Raw genomic sequence first — 18,488 nt, forward strand, 5'->3', positions numbered from 1 at the left:
ATCCGCAATTCACTTCTGCGCCTATAAAAACAACATGGTTAGCGAAGGTTACAGGCAGATCCCGGCAAAGCCGGTTGCGGAGTTTGGAACGATGGTGGCGCGCTGGACGGAAATCGAAGCCAAGGCATGGTTCGTACGCCAGCCCTGGGTGATGGGCTGCAACTTCACGCCTTCGAATGCGATCAACCAACTCGAAATGTGGCAAGCCGATACGTTCGATATCGAAGCCATTCGCACGGAGATGGCCCTGGCGGCGGACGTCGGCATGAATGCGGTGCGCGTCTATCTCCACGATCTGCTCTGGGCCGAGGATCCCGAAGGCTTTCTGGATCGCATCGATACCATGCTGGCAGTTGCGGATTCGTTTGGCATTCGGGTGATGCTGGTGCTGTTCGACTCGTGCTGGCATCCCGATCCCGTGCTGGGGCCACAGCCTGCACCGAAGCCCGGCGTGCACAACTCGGGCTGGGTGCAGTCGCCCGGCATCCCCGCGCTGCGCGATCCCAGCCAGCATCCGCGGCTCGAATCCTACATCAAGGGTGTCGTCGGCCGGTTCCGCACCGATCGCCGAGTTCTCGCCTGGGACATCTGGAACGAGCCGGACAACGGCCCGGAAGTGTCGCTTTGCGACGCGGGCGAGTTGAACGCGAAGGCGGATCTGGTCCTGCCGGTGCTGGTCGACGCCTTCGGCTGGGCACGCAGCATGCGTCCCGTGCAGCCGCTCACCAGCGGAATCTGGCTCGGCGACTGGTCGTCGCCCGATCTGCTCACGCCGCTGCAGCAGGCCCAGACCGGCCTGTCGGACGTGATCTCGTTCCACAATTACGGCACGGCCGAGGATTTCGCCCAGCGCATTGAGTGGCTCAGCGTGTTCAACCGGCCGATCTGGTGCACCGAATTCATGGCGCGCCCGGCGGGTAGCACATTCGAGGCGATCCTGCCGGTCGCGCGCGAAAAGCATGTCGGCGCCTTCTGCTGGGGCTTGGTACGCGGCAAGACGCAGACGCACCTGCCTTGGGCGGCGTGGGAAAACCCGAATCTCGCAGGGCTCAAGGACAAGTGGTTCCATGACATCTTTGACGTCGGCGGCGTCCCGTATGACGATACCGAGGTCGAATTCCTCCGCTTGCTCCGCGCGCTCGACGACAAGACGCCGCACTGGCCGCTGATCGAAGTCGAGGCCGGCAAGGATGTTCCCGCTGCGCCGGAAGGCGAAGCGAAAGCTGCCTAGCCTGCGCCCCCTCCCGGTTGCGGGAGGGGGTGGCGGGCCACCTACTCCGCCAGCGCGGCTGCGTTCACCGTCTCCACCTCACGCTCCTCCGCAATGTGGCGGCGATAAGTGGCGAGCGCCTGCCCGACGACCTGGTCCATGTTGTAGTAGCGATAGGTCGCGAGCCGGCCGACGAACAACACGCCCTTGGTCGCCTCGGCCAGCGCCTCATATTGCTTGAACAGCGCCTGATTTTCCGGGCGGGGAATGGGGTAATAGGGGTCCCCTTCCGCGCTCGGATATTCGTAGGTCAGGCTGGTGTTCGGCGCCTGCTGTCCGGTCAGGTGTTTATACTCGGTCACCCGGGTATAGGGCACCGCCTCGTCGGGATAATTCACCACCGCTACCGGCTGCGCCCATTCGCGGTCCTCATGGACATGCTCGAAGCGCAGCGACCGATAGGGCAGCTTGCCGAAGCGGAAGTCGAAATATTCGTCGATTGGCCCGGTATAGACGATCTGGTCGAAGTTGAACCGACGCTTGGCTTCCTCGAACGTCACGCCGAGTTCGAGATCGATATTCGGATGATCGAGCATCTTCGCGAACATCGCCGTGAAGCCGTCGCGCGGCATCGCCTGGAAGCGATCCGTGAAGTAGCGATCGTCGGTATTCGTTCGGGTGGGCACCCGCGCCGTGACGCTCTTGTCGAGTTCGGACGGGTCGATCCCCCATTGCTTGCGCGTATAGCCGCGGAAAAAGGTCTCGTAGAGCTCGCGGCCAACAGCCGAGATCACCACGTCCTCCGAACTGCGGATCACGGTCACCGGCTCGGCGCGCGCGGCAAGGAACTCCGCCGCTTCCTCCTCGGTTTCGAGTGACAGGCCAAACAGCTTGTTCAACGTCGTCCGGTTGATCGGGATCGGCACCAGCTGCCCGCGCACTTCCGCCAGCACGCGATGCTCATAAGGCCGCCACGCGGTGAACCGCGAGAGATAGTCGAAGATGTCGGCGCTGTTGGTATGGAAGATATGCGGACCATATTGGTGGATCAGGATGCCGGCCTGATCCTGATGATCAAAGGCGTTGCCAGCGATGTGCGGCCGCTTGTCGATCACCAGCACGCGCTTGCCAGCATCGGCGGCGAGCCGCTCGGCCATCACCGATCCAGCGAAACCGGCGCCTACCACCAGATAGTCGTAATGCTCGCTGCGAACGGGCTTGAGGAGCGGCTGGTCGGGCTCGGCGACCTGCAGGATCAGCCTCAGCATCCGCGCCGCAACTTGGTCCCAGCTCTGCTCTGCCAGCAGCGCATCCGCCTCGACGCGCCAGACATCCCCGCTACCGCGAAGGGCGAGCGCCTGCTCGCAGGCATCGAGGAAAGCCGCCGCGCCGTCCGCAACATATACGCCGGCGACGTCGCCGTAATGGCGGATGACGTCGACGATCGGCGTGGAGACCACGGGCAAGCCGGCCGCCAGATATTCCGGCGTTTTGGTCGGGCTGATGAAGCGCGTCGCCTCATTGATCGCGAACGGCATCAGCGCAATGTCCCAGCCACCCGCATAGGCCGGCAACTCGGCATAGCTCTTCGATCCCAGCCAGGCGACGTTTGCCCGCTGCGGCAGTTCGGCCAAGTCGATCTTCACCACCGGGCCGACCATGACGATCGTCCAGTCCGGCCGCGCATCGGCGATCGCGGCGATCAACTCCAGATCCATCCGCTCGTCGATCACGCCATAGAAGCCCAGCCGGGGGCGTGGCAGCCCGGCCTGATCGGGCGCATCCTGCATCAACGCCCGACCCTGCGCGAAATGCGCCGTGTCTACGCTCGACGGGAACGCGTGCACCGATGCGTGGCTTTCCCGCTTCGCTTCGTAGAGGCTGTACCCGCCGGTGAAGACAAGGTCAGCCAGCCCGAACAGCTCCTGCTCCAGCGGCATCAGTTCGGGCGGGGCGAAGCGGAAGTTCTTCAACTCGTCCATGCAGTCATAGACGGTGCAGGCCTTATCCAGATGCCGCGAAAAGGGCAGCATCATCGGCGTATAGTACCAGCGCAGCAACCGGCCTTCCTGGCCGGCGACGTGATCGTCGAGCAGTACCCGCAGCGCAGCGACCCGATCCTCGGCATGCATCGTCATTGGAAGATGCGGTACCGCCACCGTCACGCCGGACGCGTCATCGCGCAGTTCCAGCCACGGCGTAGGCCCCTCGTCCTCAACGGGCTCTTCCCAGAACAACACGTCCATGTTGCGTGCGAGACGCGTCATCAGATGCTGGGGGCGCTGAAAAACGAAGTTCCAGCGGAGGTGCGAAAAGCAGATCAGTGAAAAACTGCTGCGATGGTGGACGGATGCATGAGTGGTCAAGGACAGCTTCCCTGTTAATGCCGCCTTAGACAACCCACGCACCAAGCAGCGCGTTCCACGGATAACCTGTAAAATACGTTGGAAATTAACATGATACAGGTTAATCAAAATATGTCGTCGGCGCTTATTTCGACAATGGTGCCCGTCGTTTTCAGCGCGCGACAGAATCGCTAAGACCGCTCCGCGGCCGCATTGGCGGCAGGGGAGATTCCGCATGGATCACGGGTTTGCGATGGTCGACGTCTTTCACAATGGGCCGTTCACCGGCAATCCCTTGGCCGTCGTGTTTGGGGGCGAGGCGCTCGATACAATGGCGATGCAGGCGATCACCCGCTGGTTCAACCTCAGCGAAACGGCGTTCCTGTTGCCACCGACCGTGCCGGGCGCCGATTATCGCGTGCGCATCTTCACGCTGGATCGCGAACTGCCCTTTGCCGGCCACCCCACGCTTGGCGCCTGCCACGCCTGGTTGGCGGCGGGCGGCGTTCCTGCCGGTGGCGACACCATCGTCCAGCAATGCGGCCTAGGCGAAGTGCCGATCCGTCGCACGGGCGAGTTGCTTGCCTTCGCGGCGCCGCCGCGGCTGCGCACCGGGCCCGTGGCGGCCGAGACGCGGGCCGAGGTCGCGGCGCTGTTGCGGCTGGATCCAGCGGCGATCGTCGATTGCGTCTGGGCGGATAACGGCCCGGGCTGGATCGCGGTGCTGCTCGATTCTGCCGAAGCTGTGCTCGCGGTGGACCCGGTGCGATACCATGCCGAGCGCATCGAGATCGGGCTGGTCGGCCCGCATCCGCAGGGCGGCGCCGTGGATTGGGAAATCCGTACGCTGTTCAGCGATGCGTTCGGCGGGATCGTGGAAGACCCCATTACCGGCAGCTTCAACGCCGCGGTGGCGCAATGGCTGTTCGAAACCGGCCGCGTCACCCACGGCTATGTCGCTGCTCAGGGGACGGCGATCGGCCGCGACGGGCGCGTTCGGGTCGAATTCGAGGCGGATACCGGCCAGGCGTGGATCGGCGGCCGGACCCTGACGATTGCCGAAGGATCGCTGCCGGCCCTTGCCGCCGGCAGCTGATCTTCGTACGCAAGACAGGCACCTTATGGGCGCGTGTCGTTACTTGCGTTTAACGTATCGGGATGGTGTGGGCCCTGGGCGGGAACGGGCCGACATCGCGTCGGGGGAACGGTTTTACATGATCGCCATTGCGGTTTTCTGGGCAATTTACGCCGTCATCGCCTTCCTCCCGATGCGCTACTGCATCTGGTTCTTCTTCATTTCCCTGTCCTTTTCCTCCTTCGCCGTCGTCCCGGCAGAGCTGACGGCCTCGCTGTCGCTTCTCTGCACGTCGATGATCATCCCGCTGATCGTTGTGAAAGCGATTTTGGCCGTGCCGCGATCGAGCATGTTGTGGGATGCGCTGTTCAACCCCAATCAGATGGCGCTGCTGACGACGTTCATGGTTGTCGCCCTGGTGGTCACCGCGCTGGCGCCCAGCCTTTTCCCGGGCATTCCGGTGCTGGGCATGAACCAGCCCGTCGTCGTGCCGCTTGCCTATGAATCGGCGCACCTGTCGCAATCCATCTATCTGCTCGCATCCTTCATGCTCGTGCTTGCTTTCCACTGCATCCTGCTCACCGAGGCCGGGCGGCGCCATGTGGCGGAAGGGCTGCTGATCGGCGGGGCGATGGCGGTATTTTCCGGCATGATCGACATGGCGCTGGCGAATACTTCAGCGCTCGAGGTGGTGCGGACGGCAGACTATACCTATCTGGCCGACTCCGTGGCCGCGGGCACCCGCCGCGTTGTCGGCTTCGGTGCCGAAGCGTCGGTGTTCGGCGCTACGACGGTCAGCTTTCTCGGCCTGATCTATTTCGTCCGTCCTGCAACCCTGCTGCCGGCCTGGACCGCCCCCGTGCAGACCGGCATCCTCGCGGGTCTGTTCGTCTTCGCGTGCCTCTCCACCTCCTCCTCGGCGATCGTCGGGCTAATCGCCGCCCTGGGCATTGCCGCGGCGGATTATGTCGGCCGTCTCACCAGCACGGGCTTTGCAAGGCGGCGGGGGGGATTGCTGTTCGAAGCCTGGATCGCCGCCGGCGCAGCCTCCCTCCTCGCGCTGGTGTTCATCGCCGGCGCGCCGCTGACCGACGAGGTGTTCGCGATCTTTGACGAGATGGTACTCAAGAAGACGCAGAGCGGCTCCTTCGAAGAGCGCTCCAGCTGGAGCGCGACCAGCCTCGAAGCGCTCGCCCATAGCTACGGCTTCGGCGTCGGCCTCGGCGGAACGCGCGCGTCCAACTGGGCGGTATCGGTCGTCTCCAGCACCGGCATCATTGGCGGATTGCTGCTGCTCGGCTTCATTCTTTCGCGGCTGCTGGCGACGTTCCCCGTGGACGGCTCGCCCGAATGGCTGATGGCCCGCGGGGCCAAGCGGGCGATGATCACGCTCGCCGTGCCGATCATCCTCGCAGGCACCACGCCCGATTTCGGCCCGGCACTTGCCCTGACCTTCGCGATGCTTACCGCGCTGCCGCTACAGCTCTGGGCCCGGCGCGGCGCGGCGGCGGCAGTACCCCAGCGGCCGCGAGTTGCGCCCGCGGGCGGCAGCGAGCGGCGCGGCCGCCTTCCGGCCAGCTGACCTTGATACGCTTCAGGCGCGCGCGCGGACCCATCGGCCGCGCAGGCGCTCCAGAATCAGCGTCGTCTGGCGCAGCACGAAGCGTTCCAGCCCATCCGGCCGGCCCATTACGGCCCACACCGCGAAGGTCGTTGCCCAGAACAGGCCGAGCGCTGCCGCTCCCACGGCCGGCAGGACTGCCAGCAGCATCGCGGGCGACACGCCGTGCAGAGCGCGCTTGGCCAGCAGCAGGAACAGCGCATAGACGATTGCGCCGGCCACCACGCGCACGGTTCCGCGCGCCTGTTGAACGATGCTGGCACCGATCACCGCGCGCACCCGAAACACGACCACCACCGCTCCCACGCCGAAGGTAAGGAACTGGGCAGCGATCGCGCCAGCGACGCCCCAGGGCGGCGTCGCCAGCAGCAAGGCTGGCAGCAGCACCAGCATCTGGATCAGGTTCAGCCGGAAAAGCTGATTCGCGCGTCCCAAGGCCACGCAAAGCGGAATATAGGTCGCGGTCGTCGCGGCGAGGCACGCGGCCAGTGCCAGCCAACTGACGATCGGCGGCGTGGCATGCCATTTCGAGCCCAGCAGCAGCAGGACGAGCGGATCGGCGAAAACGGCGACGGCCAACATTACCGGCAGGCTGACGGCCAGCGTCGTCGCCACGCTGTTGCAATACAGCGCGCGGAGGCGCTTGGCGTCGTCCTGCACGCGCGAAAACGCCGCTACCAGCGGCCGAACCATCGTCTGGATCAGGGCCTGCTCGGGCACCGCCGCCAGATCGCCGGCCAGCGTGAACGATCCCAGCACGTTGCTCGGCACGAACATGCCGAGCACCAGACGGCTTGATCGCCAGTTCAGCGCCGATACCACTTGCGAGGCAGTGAACCAGCCGAGAAAGCCGTAGAATTGCTTGCCGTGCCGCAGCGTCAACCGCACCCGATGCGGCGCGACGAGAAAGGACGTCACCATCATCGCGAGCGGAGTCATCACGGTGCTGACCACGATCGCCCGATAGTCGCGCAGCAGAAACGCCGCAATCGATCCGGCGATGAGGCTGGCGACTTTGCCCACCATTTCCACCAGCATGTCGCGCCGGAAATCGATGGACCGGGCGTAGAGCGCCAGCCCCGGGCTCATCATCCCCCGCATCGCCGGTGCAAGGCCCAGCGCGCACACGATCGGCACCAGCGAGGGTTCGCCATAGAGCAGCGCGATCGGCCAGGCGAGCGCGGCCAACACGAACATCAGCGCAAGACCGCGCAAAAGGCTAATCGTGAACGCCGTGTCGATCAGGTCGCGGCTCGGATCGCTGCTGCGGACGATAACCTGCGCGACCGGCAGATCGAGCACGGCCTCCACGATCTGCACGATCGTCAGTGCGATCGCCACGGTGCCGAAATCGCGCGGCAGCAGCAGCCGGGCGAAGAGAATCAGCATCGCCAGGTCGAAGCAGCGCGCGGACAGGCGAGAAACGATGAGCATGATCGTTCCCGACGCCATGCGCGCGCCCATCGAGCCTTGGATGTCCATGCAGTCCCCGTTCAAACCATTCTATGTAGCGCAGCCGCGCCCGGCAGGATCAGAGGTCCAGCACCCGTTCCGGCGCGAGGCGGCCGCGCAGACCATGCCACAGCGCCAGCCAGTTGCCATAGGCCCGTCCTTTGCGATCGATCCACGGTTCCGGCCACAGCAGTCGCGCGTGGTTCATGAGGATGTTCCGCGTCATGAGCCAATAGGCGTGATCCGCACGGATCGATCGCTTGGCGCGCAGGTGCAAAGGATTGGCGATCTGCGAATAGCCGAACTGCCGCCCCGGTCCCCGCCCTAGCTTCACGCCCTGGTGCACGCCCATGAAAGCATTGGTCCGCACGACCCGGCCCTGGCGCCCGACGCGATTGGAAAAGTCCACGTCTTCCAGCCAGCCATAAAGCGGCAGCCGCTCGTCAAACCGCTCCTTGCCGATCGCGCTGAACCGAAACGCCATGTTGCACCCATAGGTGCCGTCGATCGGCGCCAGTTCCACGGCCTCCGGGGCCACCGGCTTGAGTGAAGAAACGATGGCGGAAGCGACTTCGTACGAGATGCCGGCCGATCCTATGCCGTCCAGCACCACGCTGCCGCTGGCAGCCACGACGTCGCTATGCTCCGCGAAGAACCGCGCCATCGCCTCCAGGCTGAACGAAGCCGGGACGAAGTCGTCGTCGTAGAACACCACCAGGTCGGTGGTCGTCTCATCCAGCATGTCCAGTCCGACATTGCGTTGCGCGGGCAGCCCCAGCGGCGCCTGCACCACGTCGATCCCCGACGCTTCGAATCCCGGCGGCAGGTCTTCCGGCCGGGCGATGGCGAAGATCACCCGGCTCGGTGCCAGCGTCTGGTTGCGGATATGATCGGCCCAGCGCGCCAGTTCCGTGGGCCGCCGCGTACTTGCGATGACAACCGCGATGTTCATGCTTCCCAACCCCTCAGTATGGCGCACATGGCTGCGCCGTAGAACGAATCGCGTTCAATTCGTATCTGCCCCTTAGCAAGCATAATGATGAAGACAACGAAGTACAGCTTCGCTATACGCGGCACCGGGGAGAGGCGCTATGTGAAAGGAACGTTCCGAACTCGGAGCGATCCCTAGTCATGCGCTTTGAATTCGTGGAATATAGGTTAGCAACCGCTAACCTGTTCTGGATCCGGGGGGACAATGCGACGTACACTGACACTCGACGGTGAATTCTACTCCGTGCGCGCTGCCGCCATTTCCGTATTTCGTGGTCAAGCTACTGTTGCAGCAGGCGAGTTCGCGGCATGAGCACGATCGATCGCGTCGTGCTGCTCAACGACAGCGCCATGGCACGTGGCGGCGCGACGGCGCTCGCGCTTGCCTGCGCCATCGGCCTTCGATCGCGTGGTATGCCGGTCACTTATGTCGCCGGTGAGGGGCCGGTCGCCAGTGAACTGGCGCAAAGCGGTGCCGATCTTCTCCAGATTGGCGGGCATGCGATCGCTGCCGAGCATCGGCTGTCCGGGGTGGCCAAGGGCCTGTATCGCAGCAAGGCGGCAGAGGTCGTCTCCAACTGGATCGCGCGGCACGATACACCTCGCACCGTCTATCATCTGCACAATTGGGCGCATTTTCTGTCGCCTGCGATCTTCTCGGCGCTGCGGCCGGTGCAAGAGCGGCTGGTTATCACCACCCATGATTTTTTCCTGACCTGCCCGAACGGCGCGCAATATTCCTTCCGGGAGTCGCGGACCTGCCCGCGCCGGGCCAACAGCCCCGCCTGCGTCGCGCATAACTGCGATCGGCGAAGCTATGCGGACAAGCTGTGGCGGGTCAGCCGCCACGCCTTGCGTCAGACGCTGTTCAGCCTGCACGACGCGCCGGTTCGCTTTTCGGTGATTCATCGCAGCATGATGCCGCTGCTCGCCCAGGGCGGAATGCCGATCGAGAAAATGGTACCGATCCCCAACCCGATCCGCCCCTTTCTGCGCGAGCGGGTGACGGCAGAGAAGAACCAAGAGGTGCTGTTCGTCGGCCGTCTCGCGCATGAAAAGGGGCCGGACATCGTTGCCGAAGCGGCGCGGCGCGCCGGGCTCAAGATCGTCTTCGTCGGTGAAGGGCCGATGCTTCCCGCGCTGGACGCGGCCTATCCGGAAGCCGTCTTCCACGGCTGGAAGGCACCGGGGGACATCGCCGCGATCGCCCGTAACGCGCGCATGCTGGTAATGCCGAGCCGGTGGGCGGAGCCCTACGGGCTGGTTGCGGGGGAAGCCTTGTGGAGCGGGATCCCTGTCGTGCTCTCTGACAATGCCTTTCTGGCGCCCGCGATCGCCGCCGCCGGCGCCGGGCTTGCCGTGCCCAATTCGGTGGAAGCCTTTGCAGAGGCGATGCGCAGGATCGCCCAGGATGATGCGTTGGCTGCGCAGATGAGCCACGCGGCGTTCCATGATACCCAGTCGATCGGCAACACGACCGAGTCCTGGCTCGATGCGCATCTTCGCCTGTACGAGGAACGGCTCCCCGCCCAGGGTCCGACCGATCCAGGCGAGCCGGCGCTCCGCGCGCGTCTGTTCAACGTGAAGTACAGCCCCAATCTGGGCGATGGGCTGATCGCCGCCTGTCTGGAATCCGCGATCGAGCAAGCGTCACCGTCGTCGGAGGTGCGCTCGGTCGATCTTGCCGCGCGCAAGGCGCTGGGTGACGATATTCCCGCGCGCGGGGCACTGCTCAACACGCTGGATGCCCTCCCCGCCTCCGCGCGCCAATTGGTGATCCGCGCGCCGCTCGCACTTGCCAGCGCCCTCAAGTGGCGACCCCACTATACGCGCGAGATGGAAGGCGCGAATTGCGTCGTGATCGGCGGCGGCAATCTGCTCGCCGATATCGATCTGAATTTTCCCACCAAGATCGGCTTGGTGATGCGGGAAGCCGAGTGGCTTGGCCTGCCGGTGGCGCTTCACGCCGTCGGCGTGTCGGGTGATTGGACCCGCGCCGGTCTGGCACGGATGACACGCGCGTTGGCGCGCCCGGCGTTGCGATCGGTTTCGGTGCGCGACCTGCGCTCGCAGCAATTATGGCGGGCGCTGTTCCGGAACGCTGTGGGGCTCGATGCCAGCCTTGCCGCCGATCCCGGCCTGCTCGCCAGCGTGGCGCTGCCGCAATCTCTACTGCCCCGCACGGGAGCACCGCTCGTGGGCATCGGCATCACCAGCCCGCTTTCGGTACGCTATCACGCCACCGCCGAAATCGCCGCGGGGTTTGACGAACGCTATGTTGCGCTGGTCGAAGCGATGCTCGATCGTGGCTATCGCGTGACCCTGTTCACCAACGGTGCGCCGGAAGATCGCCGCTACCTCGAAACTCTGAAGCGCCCGCTGGCGGATTTGCACAATGCTGCCGACATCGCCTTCGAACAGCCTGTCGATCCGGCGGGCCTGTGCGCTACCATCGCCGGTTTCGATCTTCTGATCGCGCATCGCTTGCACGCGATCATCGCCGGCTATGCCTATGGCGTGCCGGTGGTGGGGCTGCGCTGGGACCCGAAGCTTGATTCCTTCCTCGCAGCGGTGTCGCTGGAGCACCAGATCGCCGACCTTGCGACCACGCCTTCCATGGCGCTGGCGGCGCTGGCGGATGCTGCCCGCGCCGCGCCGGTGCCGGAGGAAGCCCGGGCAGCAACGGTGTTGCGCGCCCGTGCCGGGGTCGAGCAGCTGGTGCGCGTGCTACACGGCGCCGTGGCCCCGGCTAGCACGCGCTGAACCGCCTTCAGCGCGCCTTGGCGGCGCTCTGGTCTACCGGTACGACGGGGAGCAGCACGGCGCTCGATTGCGCCCCGCCGTACAGGATCGTCACCGTTGCCTTGCGATAATCGTTCGGCTTGGCGAAGAAGATGTTGTCCACATAGGTCTGCGGATTGCGGTCATACACCGGGAACAGCGTGGACTGGATCTGCACCATGATGCGGTGCCCGGGCAGGAAGGTATGGTTCACCGTCGGCAGCCGGAACTTGTATTCCTGCACCTTGCCGGCGGGGATCGGCGTCGGCCGCTCGAACGAATGGCGATAGCGGCCGCGGAAGATGTCCATCGCGATCGGCAGCTGGAAACCGCCCATTTCCTTGGCGGAGGCGATTTCCTCCGGATAGACGTCGATCACCTTAACCACGAAGTCGCCGTCGGTGCCGGTGGTCTTCGCGAAGATGTTCGCCAGCGGCGCGCCCGACAGGCGCACCGGCTCGTTCAGCACCGGGGTAGCATAGGTCAGCACGTCCTGACGGCCATCGACGAAGCGCTGGTCGGTGACGAGGTAGGTGCTCCAGCGGCCGTCGCTGAAATTGATTGGGCGTGGCAGGTACGGCACCGGCTTGGCCGGATCGGAGACATAGCTGTCCTCCCCCGCCCCAGGCTTCGCGAAGCCCGCGGCTTCCCCGGACGCGAGATAAAGCGGCGTCAGCGCCCCGGAGAGCGGCCATTTGTTCAGGAAATCCCAGCGGTTCTCGCCGGTATTGTAGATGCTGGCCAGCGGCGGCGTGTAGGCTGGCGCTCCGTCCTTCAGATGCGCGTTGAAGAAGGGCAGCAAGATGTCGCGGCGGGCCTGCAGCGCGGTGTCGCCCTCGAAGTTCAGCTCGCCCAGCTTGGAACCGTTATAGTTGAAGCCGGAGTGCCGCCACGGACCCATCAGCAGGAAGTTGTTGGTCGCCTGTGGGGTCTTCTGCAGCTCCTCCCAGGCGTGGATGGCGCCATACATGTCCTCGTGATCCCACAGACCCTGTTCCCAGAGCGTCGGCACGTTGGACGGATTGGCGGCCAGGATCTTGTCGAGCGCCTGGCCCTGCCAGAACGCGTCATAGGCAACATGCTGGGTCAGCTTCTGCCAGAAGGGCAGCTGGTCATAGCCATATTGCTTCGCCCAGTCGCCGGCCGAGCCGACCTTGCGGAACGTGTCGTAATCGTCCCATCCGCCACCCGGTGGAGTTGGCCCGCCGGCCTTGTAGCCGGTGATGCCGGAGATCCAGCCGATGTTCGGCAGGCGGAACGCGCCGTGGTGGAACCAGTCGTCGCCCATCCAGCCGTCGATCATCGGGCTTTCCGGCGCGGCTACCTTCAGCGCGGGATGCGGGTTCAGCAGCGCCATCACCACTGTCCAGCCTTCATAGGACGAGCCAAGCATGCCGACCTTGCCGTTCGACTCCGGCAGGTTCTTCACCAACCAGTCGATAGTATCCCACGCATCGGTGGTGTCGTCGATCTTGGTCGGGTTCAGCGGCCCCACCGGCGGCCGGGTGACGACGAAATCGCCCTCCGAGCGGTACTTGCCGCGGATGTCCTGGAACACGCGGATATACCCGGCCTGGGTGAACACCTCGTCGCCCTGAGCGAGCACGGAGAGCATCTTGTTGCTGTCGGTGCGACGCACGCGATTATAGGCGTCGTACGGCGTTCGGGTGAGCAGGATCGGGGCATTCTTCGCGCCCTTGGGGATCACGATCGTGGTGAACAGCTTGGTTCCGTCGCGCATCGGGACCATCACTTCGCGGCGAATATAGTCCTTCGCGCCCTCCGGCAGCACGAACTTGGCAGGGATATCGTTGAACGCGGACGGCGATTGCTGCGCCTGCGCGGCAGGCAGGGCGAACAGCGCGGCGGCCGCACTTGCGGCGAGAAAGACGGAACGAAGCTGCATGAAGGGAGTCCCCGGAATTTGCGACGTGTCGGGTGATAATGTCACCTCGCGGCTATGGGAAGCGGCTATGGACGATCGCAAAAGGGCGAGCTTCCGCCGCCATGGCGCTGACAACGCGAAAATTTCACGCGCCCGTCCGATTTCCGGGCTAGCAAGAACACCTGAACCAGAACGGTAGAATGGGAGAAGCAAGCATGAAGGCATGGATGGTGATGCTGGCAGGGGGCGTGGCGACCTGCGCCTTTCCTTCCGCCGTGCTGGCGCAAGCCGCGGGTCCGGTGGTCGCCGTCGCAACGGGCAAGGTGCGCGGCAGTGTCGAGGAAGGCATCGCAAGCTGGAAGGGTATTCCCTTCGCCGCGCCGCCGGTCGGCGCCTTGCGCTGGCGCGCGCCGCAACCTGCGACCGCGTGGCAGGGCGTGCGCGCCGCCACCCGGTACAGCAGCGACTGCATGCAGAAGCCTTTCCCCAGCGACGCCGCGCCGCTCGGCACCACCCCCGCCGAGGATTGCCTGTACCTCAATGTCTGGAAGCCTGCCGGCGCCAGGGGCAAGCTGCCGGTGATGGTGTGGATCTATGGTGGCGGCTTTGTCAACGGCGGCGCGTCTCCACCCACCTATGCCGGCACCAACATGGCGAAGCAGGGGATCGTCTTCGTCAGCTTCAACTATCGCGTCGGCCGCTTCGGCAGCTTCGCCCTGCCCCAGCTTTCCCGCGAGAACCCCGATGGCGGGCTGCTCGGCAACTATGGCTTTATGGACCAGATCGCTGCGTTGAAATGGGTGCGCAAGAACATCGCCGCCTTCGGGGGCGATCCGGCCAATGTTACCATCATCGGCGAAAGTGCGGGCGGCATGTCCGTCCATGCGCTGGTCACCTCGCCGCTCTCGCGCGGGCTGTTTCACAAGGCCGTCGTCATGTCTGGCGGCAATGCGCAGACGGCGCGCAACGGTACGCTCAAGGATGCCGAAGCGATCGGCGAGAACTTCGCCCGTGCCCATGGCATCGATCCCGCCGCGCCCGATGTGCTCACGAAACTGCGCGCGCTCGGCCCCGAACAGGTGACCGACGGCCTTAACCTCACCGAGCTCTCCGCACCCAAACCGGGGCCGCGCACCTATGGCGGTCCCATGGTCGATGGCACGCTGCTGGTCGATCAGGAAAAGGCCTATGCCAGCGGCGACTTCGCGCACGTGCCGATGCTGATCGGCGCCACCAGCGCCGACATTGGCGGCAAGACCGGGTACATGATCGCCGGCGCACGCGAAGCCAGCGCGATGCTCGCAGCGCAGCAGGTGCCGGTGTGGGAATATCGGTTCTCGTACGTCGCCGACTCGCTGGGCCGGCCGGGCGCCGGGCACGCGACGGACATCCCGTATTTCTTCGACAATGCCCGCATCAAATATGGTGCTGCGACTACCGCGCGGGACGAACGCGTCGGCAAGACGATCAGCGCCTATCTCGTCCGCTTCGCGAAGACCGGCGATCCTAACGGTGCCGGCCTCACGACATGGCCCCGCTACACGGCCAAGGGCGATGAACTGCTCGACTTCGCGGCAGATGGCACGGCGGTTGCCGGCCGGGATCCATGGGGCGCCGAGATCGACGCGATCCAGGCCCGCACCCGCGCGGCGCTTGCTTCGGGCCATTACAACAGCCTCACCACGCCGATCGGCACGATGCTGGACGATCCCGCGGCCCGCGCGGTGCTGATGCGCCATGTGCCGGACGTTGCCGGCAACGCCCGGATCGACATGGCGCGCGGGCAGACGCTCGCCGGCATCCAGGCTTATTTCCCCGGCCAGTTGAGCGACGACAAGCTGCAGGCGATCGATGCCGATCTGGCGCAGGTGCCGGTGAAGAAGCCATAACGAACGAAGCCGGGCGACGCCCCTGCGCCGCCCGGCTTCGCCGTGCCGGATGTGACCGGCCAATGCAGAGGAAACGCCTTCCCCAGGACCAATCCCGGAGGAAGGCGTTGCTCCCGTCAGATGCGCAGCGAAATACCTGCGACGAGCTGACGACCCAGGGCATCATAGCCCATGATCGTGTTGCCGCGCAGCAGGCCGATGCGGCTGCGGCTGTCCGGCACGATCGGCGGGTCGCGATCGAAGATGTTGTTCGCGGCAAGCCGGAACGTCATCTGCTTGTTGATGTCGAACGTCACTGCCAGATCGAACCAGTTATAGGCCTTGATGCCCGGCCACTGGTCGCGACGGTCCGCAACCGGCAGCGCCGGGATGCCGGTGCTGGCCGGCGCATAGACGGTCATCGGCATCGCACCACGGTGACGCCAGTTGAGCGACACGCTGGCCACCTGCCCCGGTGCGGTCCAGGTGGTCCGGAACTGGTGCGCCCACTTGGGCATGCTCTCACCGCAGCCGCTGCCGAAGTAGCCGACGCAGTTACGCGGATCGAGGGTGGGAGCATCCTGGCTGCCGACACGGGTCATCAACGTGCCGTTGAAGTTCAGGTCAAGCGCCCCGACGCTTCCCAGGCCCAGATTATACTGCCCCTGGAAGTCCCAGCCATGCGACTGCGACTTATAGCCGTTGACCGAACCGCGCGAGACCCAGCCGCTGGACGGGCTGGTCGTCGGCGAGCTCGAAAGCGTGCCGTTCGGCGCGCGTACGATACCGCGGCAATAGAATTCATTGCCGGTGGTAAGGCAGCCGTTGATCCAGTCGAGCGGGTTGAAGAACGAGAGCTGATCTTCGAGGTCGATCAGCCAGCGATCGACCGAAACCGTCAGACCCGGCACGAACCGCGGACGCAACACCACACCGAACGTCTTGGTGTAGGCCGTTTCCGGCGCCAGGTTGAAGCCGCCTTCGCGCACGGTGCAGCGATCGTCCGGGCAGATCAGCGTCGGGCTGTTCCACAGGTTTGTCGGCAGGCCGGTGTTCGCGCACTGCTGGGGGGTCCAGGACGGCGCGGTGCGCGGGCCGCCGGACGAACTCGGCTGCGGCGCGCAGGGGTCGGCATAGAAGCCCTGGTTCCAGAAGATGTTGGCCGCGTTTGCAGCCGCGCCTACGCCCGGTGCTGCTTGCGCCTTGTTGTACGAGGCGCGGAAGGTGATGTCCTCGACCGGCGACCAGATGCCCTCGACCTTCCAGGTGCCGAAGTTGTTGTCCAGACGGTTGTACTTCGACAGGCGATAGCCGGCGTTGAGCTGGAGCAGATTGGTCCAGGACTGATTCTCGACCAGCGGCGCCTGGATTTCGGCGTTTGCTTCCAGAATGGCCTGGGTAACGCGCTGGTTGGTGCCGCCGTTGAGCTGCTGATAGATCGCGTTGACGACGGTGCGTTCCATTTCCTCGCGATATTCGCCGCCCAAGGCGATCGCGACACCCTGCTCGGCGAACGGCGAGGTGACGCCGTACTTGCCCAGGTCGCCGCTGACGGTGCCCAGGAACTGCAGCAGGCGAGGAATGCGGGTGCTGACGCCGCCGGACGCATCACCATAGATGTAGTTGTTGAGCGCCGCATCGGTGTTGAACGGCCGGAAGGCATTGAACGGCACGCAGTTCGGGTCGGTGCCGTTGGTCACCGAACGGCAGGTCGGGCGACCATTGACGTTCACCACGTCGAGAGCGCGATTGACTCGTGCGAAATCGGCGCGGGGCACGTCGATCGTGTCGAGCTGTGCACGCGAAATCATGCCGGCGACGTCATAGGACCAGACGTCGTCGAACACGCGGCCACGCAGGCCGGCGACGATGCGATAGCCCGCATTGGTGAACTTCTGTTGCACCAGCGGCATGCCGTCGAAGCGGTAGCGCAGATCGAGCGTGCCGTACTGGCCTGCCACGCCTGCGTTGGTGCCGCACAGCGTCTGCGCCTGCGAGGCCGAAAGGAACGGGTTGTCGCAGTTGGTGCGATACGGCGTGGTGCCATAGGCGCCGAAGTTATAGGTACGGTTCAGCAGCGTGTTGTACGACTTGTCCTGGTACCACAGCACGTTGCTGTACAGTTCGACATGATCGTCCAGCTGCGCGGTCAGGAAGCCGCCGGCGTTCCAACGCTCGAACGGACGCTGCCAGGCATGATCGTCATACGGGTTTGCCGAAGTACCGGCCGGACCGCTGTTGATCGGGATGAAGGTGCCGTTGCCGTTCGGGTTGTTGACCAGCACCTGGCCGGCGAACGCGCCCGACTGCGGGATGATGGTGCCGGCCGGCGTGAAGGTGGCACGGGAGCAGGCGAGCGGCGAGGTGTTGCTCGTCGTCACCACTTCGCAGACCGAGTTCGCACGGTCGCGCATGCGAACCAGGCTGGACTGACGGTAATCGGCGAAGCCCGAGATGTTGACGCGGCCACCGAACAGATCGACGCCGGCCGCAACGCTGATGTCGGCACGGCCGCCATCGTTCTTCAAGCCCAGCGGGGAATTGAAACCAGCCCGCGCCGCCGCATCGGTAACCGCGCTGCGGCGGTTGTTGTGATTGAAGAAGCTGTAGTTGCCGTCGATGCGGATGCCGGTGAAGTTCTTCTTCAGGATGAAGTTGACGACGCCCGAAACCGCGTCCGAACCATAGACCGACGAAGCACCGCCGGTCAGCACGTCGATCCGCTCGACCAGCGCATTCGGGATGATGCCGACGTCGACGGTGTTCGGCAGGCCGATGCGCAGGCCGTCGATCAACATCAGCGTGCGCTCATAGCCCAGGCTGCGCAACTTGATGCGCTGGCGGCCTTCGGAGTCGCTGAAATTCTGTTCGGAATTCACCTGCACCTGCGGCAGGCGGTTCAGCACTTCCTCGATCGTGGTCGCGCCCTGCGCGGCGATCTCGGCGGACGTGGTCGTCAGGATCGGCGCGGCCGAACGGTTGTTCGGGCGAACGATTCGCGTGCCGGTGACGACGATATTGCCGCCCGAGCTATCCTGATTCGCTTCCTCCGGCACCGTCGTTGCCGCAGAAGCGGACGTAGACTGCCCGCTATCCTGCGCAGCGGCGGGCGCTGCCATCAACGCGGCCACGCAACAGCTGGTGACCCAAACTCCCCTCAACAACATATCAGTCCCCTTTGATAACCCTAAACCTGGCCAATCCGGTTCGTCGGGGGACTGCCGCGCCCGCATAGGGACGCGCGGCTGGCTCGAACGGCCA

At 64.9% G+C, this 18,488-nt stretch carries 10 protein-coding genes; 5 read left to right on the forward strand and 5 right to left on the reverse strand.

The window, feature by feature from the left end; all coding sequences use genetic code 11:
• The first annotated feature begins 91 nt into the window (after positions 1 to 91).
• Positions 92 to 1,231 (forward strand): cellulase family glycosylhydrolase, encoded by a 1,140-nt coding sequence (locus ACNFJ7_RS06785; RefSeq protein WP_019368056.1) that lies wholly within the window; start codon positions 92 to 94, stop codon positions 1,229 to 1,231.
• A gap of 41 nt (positions 1,232 to 1,272) precedes the next feature.
• Here ACNFJ7_RS06785 and glf read toward each other — a convergent pair whose 3' ends face one another.
• Entirely contained in the window at positions 1,273 to 3,477 is a 2,205-nt protein-coding gene (glf, locus tag ACNFJ7_RS06790; RefSeq protein ID WP_019368055.1) for a UDP-galactopyranose mutase, read from the reverse strand.
• Between the two features lie 313 nt (positions 3,478 to 3,790).
• On the opposite strand from glf, the gene ACNFJ7_RS06795 reads away from it, so the two are divergent.
• Both ACNFJ7_RS06795 and ACNFJ7_RS06800 read left to right on the forward strand, forming a co-directional pair.
• Positions 3,791 to 4,651: a PhzF family phenazine biosynthesis protein gene (locus ACNFJ7_RS06795; RefSeq protein ID WP_019368054.1), complete on the forward strand. Its 861-nt coding sequence runs from the start codon at positions 3,791 to 3,793 to the stop codon at positions 4,649 to 4,651.
• Positions 4,652 to 4,769: 118 nt separating this feature from the next.
• The gene (locus tag ACNFJ7_RS06800) at positions 4,770 to 6,212 is read left to right on the forward strand and encodes a hypothetical protein (RefSeq protein WP_019368053.1); all 1,443 of its coding nucleotides are present in this window, start codon (positions 4,770 to 4,772) and stop codon (positions 6,210 to 6,212) included.
• A gap of 12 nt (positions 6,213 to 6,224) precedes the next feature.
• Here ACNFJ7_RS06800 and ACNFJ7_RS06805 read toward each other — a convergent pair whose 3' ends face one another.
• Both ACNFJ7_RS06805 and ACNFJ7_RS06810 read right to left on the reverse strand, forming a co-directional pair.
• The gene (locus ACNFJ7_RS06805; RefSeq protein WP_160327945.1) at positions 6,225 to 7,685 is read right to left on the reverse strand and encodes an oligosaccharide flippase family protein; all 1,461 of its coding nucleotides are present in this window, start codon (positions 7,683 to 7,685) and stop codon (positions 6,225 to 6,227) included.
• A gap of 97 nt (positions 7,686 to 7,782) precedes the next feature.
• Positions 7,783 to 8,655, reverse strand: coding sequence for a glycosyltransferase family 2 protein (locus tag ACNFJ7_RS06810; RefSeq protein WP_019368051.1), 873 nt, complete (start codon positions 8,653 to 8,655; stop codon positions 7,783 to 7,785).
• 347 nt (positions 8,656 to 9,002) lie between these two features.
• On the opposite strand from ACNFJ7_RS06810, the gene ACNFJ7_RS06815 reads away from it, so the two are divergent.
• Positions 9,003 to 11,456 carry a glycosyltransferase family 4 protein gene (locus ACNFJ7_RS06815; protein WP_019368049.1) on the forward strand — a complete coding sequence of 818 codons (2,454 nt, stop codon included), beginning with the start codon at positions 9,003 to 9,005 and terminating at the stop codon, positions 11,454 to 11,456.
• A gap of 7 nt (positions 11,457 to 11,463) precedes the next feature.
• Here ACNFJ7_RS06815 and ACNFJ7_RS06820 read toward each other — a convergent pair whose 3' ends face one another.
• Positions 11,464 to 13,380: a CocE/NonD family hydrolase gene (locus ACNFJ7_RS06820; protein WP_019368048.1), complete on the reverse strand. Its 1,917-nt coding sequence runs from the start codon at positions 13,378 to 13,380 to the stop codon at positions 11,464 to 11,466.
• Positions 13,381 to 13,574: 194 nt separating this feature from the next.
• Here ACNFJ7_RS06820 and ACNFJ7_RS06825 point away from each other — a divergent pair, with 194 nt between their 5' ends.
• Positions 13,575 to 15,248, forward strand: coding sequence for a carboxylesterase/lipase family protein (locus ACNFJ7_RS06825; protein WP_019368047.1), 1,674 nt, complete (start codon positions 13,575 to 13,577; stop codon positions 15,246 to 15,248).
• Between the two features lie 116 nt (positions 15,249 to 15,364).
• Here ACNFJ7_RS06825 and ACNFJ7_RS06830 read toward each other — a convergent pair whose 3' ends face one another.
• Positions 15,365 to 18,346 carry a TonB-dependent receptor domain-containing protein gene (locus ACNFJ7_RS06830; RefSeq protein WP_019368046.1) on the reverse strand — a complete coding sequence of 994 codons (2,982 nt, stop codon included), beginning with the start codon at positions 18,344 to 18,346 and terminating at the stop codon, positions 15,365 to 15,367.
• Positions 18,347 to 18,488: the final 142 nt, after the last annotated feature.

The sequence above is a fragment of the Sphingomonas sp. HT-1 genome (assembly GCF_048568905.1).
Lineage (GTDB): Bacteria > Pseudomonadota > Alphaproteobacteria > Sphingomonadales > Sphingomonadaceae > Sphingomonas.

Coding starts and splice junctions, on each gene's coding strand:
- ACNFJ7_RS06815 (WP_019368049.1), top strand. CDS start 9,003: ATGAGCACGATCGATCGCGTCGTGCTGCTCAACGACAGCGCCATGGCA.
- ACNFJ7_RS06830 (WP_019368046.1), bottom strand. CDS start 18,346: ATGGCAGCGCCCGCCGCTGCGCAGGATAGCGGGCAGTCTACGTCCGCT.
- ACNFJ7_RS06800 (WP_019368053.1), top strand. CDS start 4,770: ATGATCGCCATTGCGGTTTTCTGGGCAATTTACGCCGTCATCGCCTTC.
- ACNFJ7_RS06805 (WP_160327945.1), bottom strand. CDS start 7,685: ATGCTCATCGTTTCTCGCCTGTCCGCGCGCTGCTTCGACCTGGCGATG.
- ACNFJ7_RS06785 (WP_019368056.1), top strand. CDS start 92: ATGGTGGCGCGCTGGACGGAAATCGAAGCCAAGGCATGGTTCGTACGC.
- ACNFJ7_RS06810 (WP_019368051.1), bottom strand. CDS start 8,655: ATGAACATCGCGGTTGTCATCGCAAGTACGCGGCGGCCCACGGAACTG.
- ACNFJ7_RS06825 (WP_019368047.1), top strand. CDS start 13,575: ATGAAGGCATGGATGGTGATGCTGGCAGGGGGCGTGGCGACCTGCGCC.
- ACNFJ7_RS06795 (WP_019368054.1), top strand. CDS start 3,791: ATGGATCACGGGTTTGCGATGGTCGACGTCTTTCACAATGGGCCGTTC.
- glf (WP_019368055.1), bottom strand. CDS start 3,477: ATGACGCGTCTCGCACGCAACATGGACGTGTTGTTCTGGGAAGAGCCC.
- ACNFJ7_RS06820 (WP_019368048.1), bottom strand. CDS start 13,380: ATGCAGCTTCGTTCCGTCTTTCTCGCCGCAAGTGCGGCCGCCGCGCTG.